Raw genomic sequence first — 13,627 nt, 5'->3', positions numbered from 1 at the left:
CGTTTTGAGTGTTTGCACCCTCTCCCTGTGGGAGAGGGGCGGGGTGAGGGCATCAGGCCGCGGCCTATTCGACAAAAATGTGCGGATAAAACCGTGACAGATCCTGCGTGATCAGCGCGCGATCTTCGCGAATACCAATCCCGGCCGGTTGATCGTTGATAAGCCAGCTGCCAATCAGCGTATAGCTGTCGCCAAATTTCGGCAGTTGATAGAACTCCTGGACGATCATCCCTTCTTCGCCGTACGGCCCTTCAACCGCTTCCAGCGTCTTGCCGTTTTCGATAATCGAGACGTTTGCGCCTTCGCGGGAGAAGATCGGCTTAACAACGTATTTTTCCATTTGCGGGTAATCATCTTCCGCAAAATAGGCTGGCAGCAGGTTCGGGTGGTTCGGGAACATCTCCCAGAGCATCGGCAGCAGGGCTTTGTTAGAGATGATGCTCTTCCAGGCCGGCTCCAGCCAGCGTACGCCAGCATCTTCCAGCTTGGTGGAGAACATCTCGCGCAGCATGTATTCCCACGGGTAGAGCTTGAACAGGTTGCTTATCACCTGGTCCTGCATATCCGTAAACTGACCTTTTTCACCCAGGCCGATATCCTCGATATAGAGGAACTCGGTCGCCACTTCCGCTTCGGCGGCGCAGTCCTGCAGATACTGAACCGTGCCACGGTCTTCTTCCGTGTCGCGGCAGCAGGCGAGATGGAGCAGGTTAAAGCCATGCTGTTCACGCAGCTCGGCAAAACGCTCAATCAGCTTTTCCTGCAGGCTGTTAAACTGGTCGCTGCCTTCCGGCAGGTTTCCGGCATTGGCCTGGTCTTCCAGCCAGATCCACTGGAAGAACGCCGCTTCATACAGAGAGGTTGGCGTATCGGCGTTGTTTTCCAGAAGCTTCGGTTCACCTTTGCCGTCCCACGCCAGATCCAGGCGAGAGTAAAGCGAAGGCTGATTCGTTTTCCACGACTGGCGCACAAAGCCCCATGTGTGCTTCGGAATGCGGAACTTTGCCATCAGCTCGTCGCTGTCGATGACCTTTTCCACGACCTTCAGGCACATCTGGTGCAGCTCGGCCGTCACCTCTTCCAGTTTTTCCACCTGAGCCAGCGTGAGCTTGTAATAGGCGTCTTCACACCAGTACGGCTCGCCGTACATGGTGTGGAAGTTAAAACCGTACTCGGTGGCTTTTTCGCGCCAGTCCGGGCGTTCGGTGATACTGACTCGTTCCATGGTCAGCCGCCCATTGAGCGAGTAGAGGAGGTGCCTGTCGCACTACGCTGCATGCTGGTCTGCTTCGCCACAGATTCACCAAACCCGCCGCGGGTGATGGTGCTGGTCGTCGCAGGCTTCGGCGCCATCGCCGTTTTCGGAACGTTCACGGTGCGGCCTGGGGTCGCTGCGCCGTAGCCTTTGCCGCTGGCATCGGTATATTGACCGTAAGCCGGGCTGGCCGGGTTTTTCGAGCTAAACAGCGGCTGCTGCTGGTAGCCCGCACCGCCGCCCATCAGGCGACCCATCATGTAGCCTGCCATCAGCGGCATCCAGAAGCTGCCGCTGGACTGCGCCTGCGCCTGATTTTCAGGTGCGGTGCCTGCCTGAGCCGGTGCCTGCTGGCACTGACCTTCACCAAACTCCGCCACGCAGTCTTCGCGTGAGGCATATTTCGGTGCAGTACGTTCCGCTTCTTTCAGCGCGCTGGTGTAAGCCGTTTTACATTCGGCGGCTTTGCCGGTTGCGGCAGAGCAGTCGTCTGCGTTTTGATACAGCGAAACCGTTTCGTCATTTTTCTCACAGCCTGCCAGCATAAAGACAGCCGTGACCGCCAGCGCAACAGGGGTGAGGTGACGCGCGTTCCAGCTCTTGCGGAACGAAGCGTGATTTATGGATTTTGTCCGTTTCATGTTTGTCTTCCAGGACCCAGTGGTAATAACGCTCAGGATAGAGGATGAGTGGTTGAAAATGAAGCGAAGAGGGGCGGAATCAGGGGGATCTTTACGTTGGCTTACGTTCGGATGTGATTCAGATGCGCCCCTTTCCCTGTGGGAGAGGGGCGGGGTGGAGGGCATCAGGCCGCAGTGGGCCTGATAACACTCTTAGTTACGGAACGGATTATTGCCTTTGCTGGCGGATGTAGTGGTACGCGCAGCGGCCGGCTGTGCCGCAGGGGTGCTACTGTTAGCGTTGAAGTTATCAACCGCGGCAACCTGCTCCGGGTTCTCCGGCGCAACGCTGTCCGGAGAGGTGGAGACCGGTTTGCCCAGCGCGCTGTTCAGCATCTGCAGGTCTTGCTCGTTCAGCGTACCCAAAGCCTGTTTGATGTTCAGCTGGTTAATCAGGTACTGGTAACGCGCGCTTGAGAGCTGCTGTTTCGCGTTGTACAGCGTGGTGGTCGCGTCGAGCACGTCCACGATAGTACGCGTACCGACCGAGTAGCCCGCTTCCATCGCATCCAGGGAGCTCTGCGCAGACACAACGGCCTGTTTATAGGCGTTGATGCTGCTGATCGAGGCGTTCACGTTGTTGAAGGAGGAACGTACGGTCTGCACCACGTTGCGGTGGGCGCTTTCCAGCTGCTCGCTCGCGCCAACAAAGTTGTACTGCGCCTGTTTCACCTGAGAGTTGACCTGACCGCCCTGATACAGCGGCAGGGAGAAGCTCAGACCCACTTTATTCTGACCCATATTGCTGTCGTCATACTGGGACGTATTGGTTTTAGAGCCGCTATAGGACGTATCAGAGACGCCGGTAGACGCGCTCAGGCTCAGGGTTGGCAGATGGCCGTCCTGCGCCTGACGAATTTGCTCGCGGGCCAGGTCCTGGCTCAGACGCGCCTGCAGCAAACTCAGGTTGCGGTTTTCCGCCTCTTTCAGCAGGGCGTTAACGGCCTGCGGTTTATCCGTTTTAAAGCTGTCCACGTTCAGCGACGCCAGCTCAGGATAGTAATTCCCGGTGACCTGACGCAGGGATTCCAGCGCGTTGTCGAGGTTGTTACGCGCGGTCACTTCGTTAGCCAGCACGGTGTCGTACTGTGAACGGGCGTTCTGCACGTCGGTGATCGCGACCAGGCCCACGTTGAAACGCTGGGTGGTTTGATCTAACTGGCGGTAAATCGCCTGTTTCTGCGCTTCGGTGTAGGAGAGTGCATCAATCGCGCTCAGCACGTTGAAGTACGCCGTGGCGGTGTTCAGGATCAGCGTCTGCTGGTCGGTCTGATAGGTCACATCCTGGATACCCGCGCTCTTTTCCTGCAGGGTCAGGGCGCGCCATTTGGACATATCAAACAGCGTCTGTGTCAATTGCAGTGAGGCGCTGGTAGCATTGGAGTTTACGCCGTTAGCGTCGCGGAAACCGTTGCTGTAGGTATAATCTGCACCTAAACCTAACTGTGGCAGCAAGGGGCTACGCGCTTCGTTAATCTTTTCAAACGCAGCATCACGATCGGCCGCTGATTTACGTAAATCAGGGTTGCCCAGACGTGCCTGCTGGTAGACCTGTAACAGGTTTTCCGCCTGGCTCATTGCACTGAAGCCCGTCAGGCTCAGGCCGATAAGGATGGGGAGCAATTTCTTCATTTGCATTCCTTGTTGTGAAGCAGTATTAGCGCTGATCTAATTAAAAAATAATTGCCGATTCTAACAGAATCTTCCATACCAAAAGGTTGGCGTAACGTGCCATCTGGCGGTAATTTGCACCAATCTACCATATACCCTTACAAACGGCAGCCAAACAGCCTTGAAATTCACAATTTCATCACCATTGCTACCAGGACTCGACTCATGCAAAAAACAGAAAAGTTGCCCGTGACATTCGCCAAAAACGATGTAGAAATTATTGCACGAGAAACGCTTTATAGCGGTTTTTTTTCAATGGATCTTTACCGTTTCAGGCATCGCCTGTTTAACGGGGAAATGAGCGGCGAAATCAGACGCGAAATTTTTGAGCGCGGGCATGCGGCAGTCTTGCTACCCTTTGACCCAGTGCGTGACGAAGTTGTGCTGGTGGAGCAGATCCGCATCGCCGCTTATGACGTCAGTGAGAGCCCGTGGCTGCTGGAGATGGTGGCCGGGATGATCGAAGAAGGTGAGTCTGTTGAAGACGTCGCCCGTCGCGAGGCGCTGGAAGAGGCCGGACTGGTGGTGGGCCGTACAAAACCGGTGCTGAGCTATCTGGCAAGCCCGGGCGGTACCAGCGAGCGCCTGTCCATAATGGTGGGCGAAGTGGACGCCACGACGGCGGAAGGGATCCACGGTCTGGCAGATGAAAACGAAGATATTCGGGTTCATGTGGTGAGCCGGGAACAGGCTTATCAGTGGGTAGAAGAGGGGAAAATCGACAACGCAGCGTCTGTCATCGCCCTGCAATGGCTGCAGCTGCATTATCAGACATTACGAAACGAGTGGAAAAAATGAAGCGCTATACGCCTGACTTCCCAGAAATGATGCGCCTGTGCGAAACCAATTTCGCACAGCTGCGCCGCCTGCTGCCGCGAAACGACGCACCCGGCGAAACGGTAAGCTATCAGGTGAGCAACGCGCAGTATCGGTTAACGATAACAGAATCAACGCGCTACACTACGCTGGTGGAGATTGAGCAAACGGCACCCAGCATTAGCTACTGGAGCCTGCCGTCGATGACGGTGCGCCTCTATCACGACGCGATGGTCGCTGAAGTGTGTTCAAGCCAGCAGATCTTTCGCTTCAAGGCGCGGTATGATTACCCGAATAAAAAGTTGCATCAACGCGACGAAAAGCATCAAATTAACCAGTTTTTAGCCGACTGGCTAAGATATTGTTTAGCACATGGAGCAATGGCGATTCCGGTTTGTTAGCGTCATAAACCTACCTAAGGACACCATTTGGAAAGCCTGTTGAACCTGACTGTTGCTGGTGGGGCGCCAGTCAGGATATTACAAATCACCGATACCCACCTTTTTGCCGAAAAGCATGAAACGCTACTGGGGGTCAACACCTGGGAGAGTTATCAGGCGGTACTTAGCGCCATTCACGCTGAAAACCGTGCATGCGATCTGATTGTCGCAACGGGCGATCTGGCGCAGGATCAGTCCTCCGCGGCCTACCAGCATTTTGCTGAAGGCATCGCGAGCTTTAGTGTGCCTTGCGTCTGGCTGCCGGGAAACCATGACTTCCAGCCCGCCATGTACAGTTCTCTTCAGGATGCGGGAATTTCTCCGGCGAAATGTGTTTTTGCGGGTGAACAGTGGCAGATCCTGCTGCTCGATAGCCAGGTGTTTGGCGTCCCGCACGGTGAGTTAAGCGAGTTTCAGCTCGACTGGCTTGAGACCAAACTGGCTGCTGAACTTGAACGTCACACGCTGCTGTTGCTTCATCATCATCCTCTGCCGGCGGGCTGCAGCTGGCTCGATCAGCACAGCCTGCGCAACTCCGCGGCGCTGGATCGCGTGCTGGCGAAGTTCCCGCGGGTGAAAAATCTGCTGTGTGGACATATTCATCAGGAACAGGATCTCGACTGGAACGGGCGCCGCATGCTGGCGACGCCGTCGACCTGCGTTCAGTTTAAGCCGCACTGCGCCAACTTTACGCTTGACACCATCGCGCCAGGCTGGCGCTGGCTGGAACTGCATGCCGACGGCACGCTGACCACGGAAGTCTGCCGTTTGACCGGTGCAAAATTCCGCCCGGATACCGCTTCAGAAGGCTATTGATGTCTACGCTCCTTTATCTGCACGGATTCAACAGCTCGCCGCGCTCTGCAAAAGCGACACAGTTTCGCCAGTGGCTGAGCGAGCATCACCCCGACGTTGAGATGATTATCCCGCAGCTGCCGCCTTACCCGGCAGAGGCCGCGGAGATGCTGGAATCTATTGTGCTTGCGCACGGCGGCGAAACCTTCGGTGTGGTCGGTTCATCCCTGGGCGGGTACTACGCCACCTGGCTCTCACAATGCTTCATGCTGCCCGCCGTTGTGGTTAATCCGGCGGTACGGCCATTTGAGCTGCTGAGGGACTTTCTTGGCGAAAACGAGAACCCCTACACCGGGCAGCAATATGTGCTAGAGTCACGCCATATTTACGATCTCAAAGTTATGCAGGTCGACCCGCTTGAGGCACCGGATCTCATCTGGCTGCTGCAACAGACGGGTGATGAAGTGCTGGATTACCGCCAGGCAGTGGCGTATTACGCCTCCTGCCGCCAGACTATAGAAGAGGGCGGAAACCATGCTTTCACGGGCTTTGAGAATCATTTCACCCAGATTGTCGATTTTCTTGGACTGCACAGCCACTGACAATCAATGCGAATTGCTAGTTTAAATCATGACGCAAACCTATAACGCTGATGCCATTGAGGTCCTCACCGGGCTTGAGCCGGTTCGCCGCCGCCCGGGGATGTACACCGATACGACGCGCCCAAACCATCTGGGCCAGGAAGTTATTGATAACAGTGTTGACGAAGCGCTGGCGGGCCATGCCAAACGCGTTGACGTCATTCTGCACGCCGATCAGTCGCTGGAAGTCATCGACGACGGGCGCGGCATGCCGGTGGATATCCATCCGGAAGAGGGCGTGCCTGCCGTTGAGCTGATCCTCTGTCGTCTGCATGCGGGCGGTAAGTTCTCCAACAAGAACTACCAGTTCTCCGGTGGTCTGCACGGCGTGGGCATTTCCGTGGTGAACGCCCTGTCCAAACGCGTGGAAGTGAACGTCCGTCGCGACGGTCAGGTGTACAACATCGCGTTTGAAAACGGCGATAAGGTGCAGGATCTGCAGGTTGTCGGCACGTGCGGCAAACGCAACACCGGTACCAGCGTCCACTTCTGGCCTGACGAAAGCTTCTTCGACAGCCCGCGTTTTTCCGTTTCTCGCCTGACGCACCTGCTGAAAGCCAAAGCGGTGCTGTGTCCGGGCGTGGAAATCACCTTTACCGATCACGTTAACAATACCGCACAAACCTGGTGCTACGCCGACGGTCTGAACGATTACCTGTGCGAAGCGGTAAACGGCCTGCCGACGCTGCCGGAAAAACCGTTTGTCGGTAACTTTAGCGGCGATACCGAAGCCGTGGACTGGGCGCTGCTGTGGCTGCCGGAAGGCGGCGAGCTGCTGACCGAAAGCTACGTCAACCTGATCCCAACCATGCTCGGCGGTACCCACGTCAACGGCCTGCGTCAGGGGCTGCTGGACGCGATGCGTGAGTTCTGCGAATACCGCAATATTCTGCCGCGCGGCGTGAAGCTGTCGGCGGAAGATATCTGGGATCGCTGCGCCTACGTGCTCTCCGTGAAGATGCAGGATCCGCAGTTTGCCGGTCAGACCAAAGAGCGCCTGTCGTCACGTCAGTGCGCGGCGTTCGTTTCCGGCGTGGTGAAAGATGCGTTTACCCTGTGGCTGAACCAGAACGTGCAGGCAGCAGAGATGCTGGCCGAAATGGCCATTTCCAGCGCCCAGCGTCGTCTGCGCGCCGCGAAGAAAGTGGTGCGTAAAAAGCTGACCAGCGGCCCTGCGCTGCCGGGCAAGCTGGCGGACTGTACCGCGCAGGATCTCAACCGTACCGAGCTGTTCCTCGTGGAAGGGGACTCGGCGGGCGGATCGGCCAAGCAGGCGCGAGATCGTGAATATCAGGCGATCATGCCGCTCAAGGGTAAGATCCTGAACACCTGGGAGGTCTCTTCTGATGAAGTGCTGGCCTCGCAGGAAGTGCACGATATCTCGGTAGCGATCGGTATCGATCCGGACAGCGACGATCTGAGCCAGCTGCGCTACGGCAAGATCTGTATCCTCGCGGATGCGGACTCCGATGGTCTGCACATCGCCACGCTGCTGTGCGCGCTGTTCGTGAAGCACTTCAAAACGCTGGTGAAAAATGGTCACGTCCACGTGGCGCTGCCGCCGCTCTACCGTATCGACCTCGGCAAAGAGGTTTACTACGCGCTGACGGAAGAAGAGAAAGCGGGCGTCCTGGAACAGCTGAAGCGCAAGAAGGGCAAACCGAACGTGCAGCGCTTTAAAGGGCTGGGCGAGATGAACCCGATGCAGCTTCGCGAAACGACGCTGGATCCGAACACGCGCCGTCTGGTGCAGCTGACGATCAGCGATGAAGACGAGCAGCAAACCAACGCCATGATGGATATGCTCCTTGCCAAGAAACGTTCGGAAGACCGACGTAACTGGCTGCAGGAGAAAGGCGATATGGCGGATATTGAGGCCTGATGCCCTCACTCTAACCCTCTCCCACAGGGAGAGGGAATGGATCGTAGGCCCGGTAAGCGTTAGCGGCACCGGGCTTTTTTACATCAAAACTCCATCTTCACCGTAAACTGCACTTCGCGCGGATCGCCAATCTGGTTGCCCAGGTTGTTGGTCGCAATCGACGACGTGTAGTAGGTCTTATCAAACAGGTTTTTCACGTTCACCTGCAGCGTCACCGGATACTGTAGCTTCATCTTGTACGCCGCAAACGCGTCCGCCACGAAATAGCCCGGCAGATAATAATCCGCACCGTTGGTTGCTGAGCGACGGCTTACGCCGTGCCCGCCGCCGCCCAGCGTCAGGGTATTCCCGGCAAACGCATTGTGAATATCGTAGGTCAGGAACAGGGAGCCGGTATGGCGCGGCACGTTCGGCAGCGGTTTGCCCGCATAGTCCGGATCTTCCAGCACCTTCGCGTCGGTATAGCCGTAGCTGGCGATAATGTTGGTGTTCTCGGTCAGCGACCCGGCGAGATCCACCTCCACGCCCTGAGAGCGCACGCGGCCCGCGGTTTTGGCGACGGTTTCATCACCAATGCTTTCGGTGTACAGCACGTTGCGCTTGTGGATATCAAACAGCGCAATATTGGCGGTAATGCCGTCGAACAGGTCGAATTTAGCGCCTATTTCATACGCGTTTGACGTTTCCGGCGGCAGGTCGCCGATGTAGCTCGCAATGGACGACTGCGGCATAAACGTCTGAGAGTAGTTGGCAAACAGCGAGACCGCCGGGGTGAGCTTATAAACAAGACCCAGCTTCGGCGTCCACTGGTCGTCGCGGCTGTCGGTGTTTACGTTAAACGGACGGCCTTTCCCCGCGTACTGGGTGTAATACTGATAGCGCATTCCGGCGACGGCGATCCACTTATCGGTCAGGTACAGCGCGTCCTGCGCGTAGGCGGAGTAGCTTTCCTGCTTAATGGTTTGATCGCTGTCGGATGCCGAGACGGTGGTGCACTTGCCGAGGCTGCCGTAGCTCGGGTGGTAAATATTGAAGTCTTTAATGTTTTTACAGCGGATCATATCCGTACGCAGCAGATCGTAATTCTCATACGACACGCCGGTCAGGATCTCATTGTAAAAGCCCGCGATGTCCACGTTTCCCTGCAGATCCGCGCGCGTCGTGTGCATACGCTGGGTCGAGCCCTGGGTCGCATCCACGCGGCGGGTCAGGTTGCCGGTTTTTGAATCGTAGGCCATCACGCGGGCCTGGTTATCGCTGTATTTATCCTGGCTGTAGCTGTAGTCGAACTTCGCGGTCCACTGGCTGTTAAGGCGATACTCCGCGTTGAGCTGAGCGAGATCGGACTGTCCGTCGGTCACGTTAAACGGTTCGTCGAAGCGGGTTTTGCGATCGACGTTGACGGCTTTTTTAGTGTTGAGATCGAAGATCGTTCCGCGATCGAACGGCGTTTTATAGTCGCGATGCGAATAGAGCACGGTCACGGTGGCATCATCGCCAAACCAGGTCAGCGACGGAGCGATAAAGGTGCTGCGTTCGTTGCCGAAATTACGCCAGTAATCCTCGTCCTGATATTCGCCCGTCAGGCGATACGCCAGGCGCGTTCCGTCAATCGGGCCGGTAACATCGATCTGTCCGGTGCCGCCGCCAAAGCTGGACGAGGTAGCGGAAAGGGAACCGCCGAAGGTCTTCTCCGGGCGTTTGGTGATGACGTTGATCAGGCCGCCCGGATCGAGAATGCCGTAGAGCGTCGAGGCCGGGCCTTTCAGCACCTCCACGCGCTCGGTTGCAGCATTAAAGCTGCGCGGCAGCACGGTGCGCAGGCCGTTGGTCATGATCGAGCCGTCGCGGTTCGCGCCAAATCCGCGGCGCACGAAGGCATCCTGCGTACCGCCCAGTGTGTTGGTCTGCACCACGTTGCTGACGTTATAGAGCGCTTCATCCAGCGTGGTGGCATGCTGATCCGCCAGCACTTTGTCGCTGACGGTATTGACCACCTGCGGGATGTCCAGCATCGGCATGTTGGTTAACGTCGCGGTGGAGGTATTCAACGGCTGATAGCCATTCGTGGCCTCCGCCGTCGTATTTGGATCGGCGGTGACGGTAAGCGTTTCGCCGTCTTTAGTCGCGGTGTTATCTGCTGCCTGCACCAGCGGCGCCATAAACAGCAGTGAAAAGAGCGCGCGCCCTTTTACCCCAGAGAGTGAAGGTGTGAACGTAGCCATTACATCTGTTATCCCGAAATATCCCGCGAATGACGTTTCGCGGAAAAATGTGTGAGTCATTGCCCTTTACGGTCTGTCCGTTAGCCACGGTGGACATCGGACATGTAATTGAGAATCATTCAATCATGCGCGAATGTAGTAGTAAATGGAAAAAAGAAAAAATCGACTACAACGTTTAGCCGGGCGTATAAGCGCAGCGGGATAATCATTAATCTATTGAAATAATTGTTATTGCAAGCCGTTCCGCGTTCATTTTCCCTCAGGCTTACCCCTGGTTTTATCAGGGTGTTTCTTCTCTTGACTACTACATGGCGCAGCGTCAAACTCTCAAAAGAGAATGATTTTTATTTATATTTGTTGCGCTTTTTTATTACGTTGGCATTCACGTGGCTCACAACACAAAAAAACCGGGACTGGTTCTGGAGAACCTCTCTGCGGGCTATCAGAAAAAAATCATCGTTGATGATATCTCCCTTGCGATCCCACAGCAGAAAATGACCGTGCTGGTAGGGGCGAACGGCTGCGGAAAATCCACGCTGCTGAGCACCATTGCGCGTTTGCTTCAGCCGCTTGGCGGCGCGGCAGTTCTCGACGGCAAGGCGATCCACGAGCAGCCGACCAAAGCCGTCGCCCGCCAGCTGGGTATCCTGCCGCAGTCTCCGCTGCTCCCGGAAGGGCTGACCGTCTTTGAGCTGGTCTCGCGCGGGCGTTTTCCCTGGCAGAACTTTATGCGCCAGTGGAGCGACGAGGACGAGCTGGCGGTAGAAGAGGCCCTGCGCCTGACCGGCACGGCGGAGTTCGCCCATATGCCGGTGGAAAGCTTATCCGGCGGCCAGCGTCAGCGCTGCTGGATCGCCATGGCGCTTGCGCAGCAAACGCCGTATATCCTGCTTGACGAGCCCACAACGTTTCTCGATCTCCGCTATCAGGTGGAAATCCTGGAACTGCTGCACACCCTGACCCGCCAGCACGGACGTACCGTCGTGGTGGTGCTGCACGATCTCAACTTCGCCGTAAACTACGGCGATTCGCTGGTCTTTTTACGCCAGGGGAAAGTTGAAGGCGTATTGCATGAGGGCGATGCCTGCACGCCGGAGCTGATCAAAGCGGTGTTTGATGTCGACGTGCATATGTCCATAAACCCGTTGACCGGCAAGCCGTTCTTTATGCCGTTTCGCCAGAGCACCGTTCAGCCATGATGCGCTCCTCTCTGGCCTTTCCGATCTTCGCACTGCTGCTGGCGCTGGGCGCGATTATGCATCTGGGCATCGGCGCACGCTTCATCGCCCCGCAGACGGTGGTGGAGGCATTCTTCCATTTCGATCCGCGCAATTTCGACCATAACGTCATTATCAAATTAAGACTGCTGCGCCTCTGCGCCGCGATGGTGACGGGCGCCGCGCTCGGCGTGGCGGGCGTGCTGCTGCAGTCCGTGATCCGCAACCCGCTCGGCGAGCCGCATATTCTGGGGCTCAACGCCGGGGCCGCGCTGGCGGTCGTGATTACCAGCGCGCTTGGGCTGTCACTGCCGTTTGGGCGCCCGCTCGTTGCCGCCGCCGGTGCCGCCGCGCTGTTTTTGCTGGTGCTGATGTTCTCCTCGTCCGGTCGCACCGGGCTTACGCCGATGAAGGTCACGCTGTGCGGCGTGGCGATGTCGGCGTTTGCCTCGTCGATTACCGCCGCGGTGTTAATCCTCGATGAACAGACGCTGCTCGCCATGCGCACCTGGCTGGCAGGGGACCTGTCCGGGATCAACGTGCAGACGCTCCGGAGTGCCCTGTGGGCCGCAACAGCCGGTTTTGTTCTCGCCATCGGGCTGTCGACCTCGCTCAACATGCTGGCGCTGGGAGACCGAATGGCGCAGGGGCTTGGCGTGTCGCTGCTGAAAACCCGCCTGCTCGCCCTGCTGGCCATCGCGCTGCTCTGCGGCGCGGCCGTCTCAATTGCCGGGCCGATTGGCTTTATCGGCCTGGTCGTGCCGCAGCTCATTCGCCGTCTGGTGTCGGTCGATTTACGCGTGATGGTGCCGCTGTCTGCCCTGTGTGGCGCGCTGGTTCTGCTGCTGGCGGATATCGCCGCCCGCACGCTGTTTACGCCCTGGGAGCTGGCAACCGGCATCATGACGGCCCTGGTCGGCGCACCCGTATTCATCTTTATGGCATCGAGGATGTTCAAATGAACCGGGCCGGATTCCGCGCGATCCGTATTGGCCGTTTATCGGCGCTGGTTCGCCCGAGGGCGCTGGCGTGCCTGACGCTTTTAGCGCTGGTGGCGTTAAGCCTGCTGGGCTTTGGCCTGACGCACGGATCTCTGCCTGTTCCCACCTCCGCCATCGGGCGGGCGCTGTTTTCTCCTGAGAGCCTGACGGCGGAGACGCGCTACATCGTGATGGATATCCGCCTGCCGCGCCTGCTGATGGCGGTGCTGTGCGGCGCGATGCTCGGCATGGCGGGGGCGGCAATGCAGTCCATCACCCGCAATGGTCTGGCTGACCCCGGGCTTATCGGCGTGAAGGAGGGCTGTAGCGCGGCGGTACTGCTGCTGATTTTTCAGTTCCCGGCGCTGGGCCTGGCCTGGCGTCCGCTGGTCGGCATGGCCGGCGGGCTGCTTACCGCGCTGCTGGTGATCGCCCTGGCGCGCGATATCTCGCGCCCGCGATTTATCCTGATCGGCATCGGCGTGTCGTGGGCGTTTGCCGCCGCAATGGGCGTCTTTATCACCACCGCCGACGTGCGGGACGTGCAGACGGCGATGCTGTGGCTGGCGGGAAGCCTGCATGCGGCAAACTGGACGCTGGTGGGGTTAGCCGCGCTCTGGGCCGCCCCCGCGTTTGCGCTGCTGCTTTTTACCGCGCGGGCAGCGGACGTGGCGTTGCTCGGCAATCAGGCCGCAGCGGGCCTTGGCGTGCGCATAACCCGGCTGGCGCTGCTGCGGGTTCTCGCCCCGGTAGTGCTGACGGCGGCCTGCGTCTCGTGCGTGGGCAGTATTGGTTTCGTGGGGTTGATTGCTCCGCATATGGCGCGCCTGCTGCTGCGCGGTGGGCAAACCGCGCTCCTGACGGGAAGCGCCGTGCTGGGCGCGCTGCTGGTGCTGCTGGCGGATAACGTCGGACGTCTGGCGTTCCTCCCGCTGCAGCTGCCGGCGGGAATTGTGATTTCACTGATTGGCGGACCGTTTTTCCTGCTGCTGCTCTGGCAGCGTCGGGACAGATTTTAGGGGACT

At 57.9% G+C, this 13,627-nt stretch carries 12 protein-coding genes; 8 read left to right on the top strand and 4 right to left on the bottom strand.

Going from position 1 to position 13,627, the window contains the following annotated elements; translation table 11 throughout:
- Window positions 1–64: 64 nt before the first annotated feature.
- The 3 genes from NI40_RS18950 to tolC all read right to left on the bottom strand — a co-directional run bounded on the left by NI40_RS18950 (window position 65) and on the right by tolC (window position 3,567).
- Window positions 65–1,225, bottom strand: coding sequence for a glutathionylspermidine synthase family protein (locus tag NI40_RS18950; protein WP_029740694.1), 1,161 nt, complete (start codon window positions 1,223–1,225; stop codon window positions 65–67).
- A 2-nt stretch (window positions 1,226–1,227) separates the two neighbouring features.
- Complete coding sequence (locus tag NI40_RS18945) at window positions 1,228–1,896, bottom strand: DUF1190 family protein (RefSeq protein ID WP_029740695.1); 669 nt, start codon at window positions 1,894–1,896, stop codon at window positions 1,228–1,230.
- Window positions 1,897–2,088: 192 nt separating this feature from the next.
- On the bottom strand, window positions 2,089–3,567 hold the full coding sequence (tolC, locus tag NI40_RS18935; RefSeq protein WP_033146662.1) for an outer membrane channel protein TolC: 1,479 nt from the start codon (window positions 3,565–3,567) through the stop codon (window positions 2,089–2,091).
- A 204-nt stretch (window positions 3,568–3,771) separates the two neighbouring features.
- On the opposite strand from tolC, the gene nudF reads away from it, so the two are divergent.
- The 5 genes from nudF to parE are packed head-to-tail and all read left to right on the top strand — an operon-like array spanning window position 3,772 to window position 8,180.
- Window positions 3,772–4,404 (top strand): ADP-ribose diphosphatase, encoded by a 633-nt coding sequence (nudF, locus tag NI40_RS18930; protein WP_039263006.1) that lies wholly within the window; start codon window positions 3,772–3,774, stop codon window positions 4,402–4,404.
- A complete protein-coding gene (locus NI40_RS18925; RefSeq protein WP_003862516.1) occupies window positions 4,401–4,823 on the top strand; it encodes a DUF1249 family protein in 423 nt (140 codons plus the stop codon). Before nudF ends, NI40_RS18925 begins: the two co-directional genes overlap by 4 nt.
- Before the next feature lie 27 nt (window positions 4,824–4,850).
- Window positions 4,851–5,678, top strand: a complete 828-nt coding sequence (cpdA, locus tag NI40_RS18920) for a 3',5'-cyclic-AMP phosphodiesterase (RefSeq protein WP_039263005.1) — start codon at window positions 4,851–4,853, stop codon at window positions 5,676–5,678.
- Entirely contained in the window at window positions 5,678–6,259 is a 582-nt protein-coding gene (gene yqiA / locus NI40_RS18915) for an esterase YqiA (RefSeq protein WP_008502976.1), read from the top strand. The genes cpdA and yqiA overlap by 1 nt, the downstream gene beginning before the upstream one ends.
- A 28-nt stretch (window positions 6,260–6,287) precedes the next feature.
- Window positions 6,288–8,180 carry a DNA topoisomerase IV subunit B gene (gene parE / locus NI40_RS18910; protein WP_029740698.1) on the top strand — a complete coding sequence of 631 codons (1,893 nt, stop codon included), beginning with the start codon at window positions 6,288–6,290 and terminating at the stop codon, window positions 8,178–8,180.
- A gap of 83 nt (window positions 8,181–8,263) precedes the next feature.
- Here the strand turns inward: parE and NI40_RS18905 are convergent, their stop codons facing one another.
- Complete coding sequence (locus NI40_RS18905) at window positions 8,264–10,405, bottom strand: TonB-dependent siderophore receptor (RefSeq protein WP_039263004.1); 2,142 nt, start codon at window positions 10,403–10,405, stop codon at window positions 8,264–8,266.
- A 386-nt stretch (window positions 10,406–10,791) separates the two neighbouring features.
- Here NI40_RS18905 and NI40_RS18900 point away from each other — a divergent pair, with 386 nt between their 5' ends.
- Genes NI40_RS18900 through NI40_RS18890 form a run of 3 tightly spaced genes read left to right on the top strand, consistent with a single transcriptional unit; the run spans window position 10,792 to window position 13,621 of the window.
- The gene (locus NI40_RS18900) at window positions 10,792–11,604 is read left to right on the top strand and encodes an ABC transporter ATP-binding protein (protein ID WP_039263003.1); all 813 of its coding nucleotides are present in this window, start codon (window positions 10,792–10,794) and stop codon (window positions 11,602–11,604) included.
- On the top strand, window positions 11,601–12,584 hold the full coding sequence (locus tag NI40_RS18895; protein WP_039263002.1) for a FecCD family ABC transporter permease: 984 nt from the start codon (window positions 11,601–11,603) through the stop codon (window positions 12,582–12,584). Before NI40_RS18900 ends, NI40_RS18895 begins: the two co-directional genes overlap by 4 nt.
- Entirely contained in the window at window positions 12,581–13,621 is a 1,041-nt protein-coding gene (locus NI40_RS18890; RefSeq protein WP_039263001.1) for a FecCD family ABC transporter permease, read from the top strand. The genes NI40_RS18895 and NI40_RS18890 overlap by 4 nt, the downstream gene beginning before the upstream one ends.
- The last annotated feature ends 6 nt before the right edge of the window (window positions 13,622–13,627 follow it).

The sequence above is a fragment of the Enterobacter sp. E20 genome (assembly GCF_000801755.2).
In the GTDB taxonomy this organism is placed as follows: Bacteria; Pseudomonadota; Gammaproteobacteria; order Enterobacterales; family Enterobacteriaceae; genus Enterobacter; species Enterobacter asburiae_B.
This window is presented reverse-complemented; position numbering and strand designations above follow the sequence as displayed.

Bases quoted from the DNA above. Each gene is read 5' to 3' on its own strand.
- yqiA (WP_008502976.1), top strand. From the start codon at position 5,678: ATGTCTACGCTCCTTTATCTGCACGGATTCAACAGCTCGCCGCGCTCT.
- NI40_RS18950 (WP_029740694.1), bottom strand. From the start codon at position 1,225: ATGGAACGAGTCAGTATCACCGAACGCCCGGACTGGCGCGAAAAAGCC.
- NI40_RS18890 (WP_039263001.1), top strand. From the start codon at position 12,581: ATGAACCGGGCCGGATTCCGCGCGATCCGTATTGGCCGTTTATCGGCG.
- NI40_RS18945 (WP_029740695.1), bottom strand. From the start codon at position 1,896: ATGAAACGGACAAAATCCATAAATCACGCTTCGTTCCGCAAGAGCTGG.
- NI40_RS18895 (WP_039263002.1), top strand. From the start codon at position 11,601: ATGATGCGCTCCTCTCTGGCCTTTCCGATCTTCGCACTGCTGCTGGCG.
- NI40_RS18905 (WP_039263004.1), bottom strand. From the start codon at position 10,405: ATGGCTACGTTCACACCTTCACTCTCTGGGGTAAAAGGGCGCGCGCTC.
- nudF (WP_039263006.1), top strand. From the start codon at position 3,772: ATGCAAAAAACAGAAAAGTTGCCCGTGACATTCGCCAAAAACGATGTA.
- tolC (WP_033146662.1), bottom strand. From the start codon at position 3,567: ATGAAGAAATTGCTCCCCATCCTTATCGGCCTGAGCCTGACGGGCTTC.
- parE (WP_029740698.1), top strand. From the start codon at position 6,288: ATGACGCAAACCTATAACGCTGATGCCATTGAGGTCCTCACCGGGCTT.
- NI40_RS18925 (WP_003862516.1), top strand. From the start codon at position 4,401: ATGAAGCGCTATACGCCTGACTTCCCAGAAATGATGCGCCTGTGCGAA.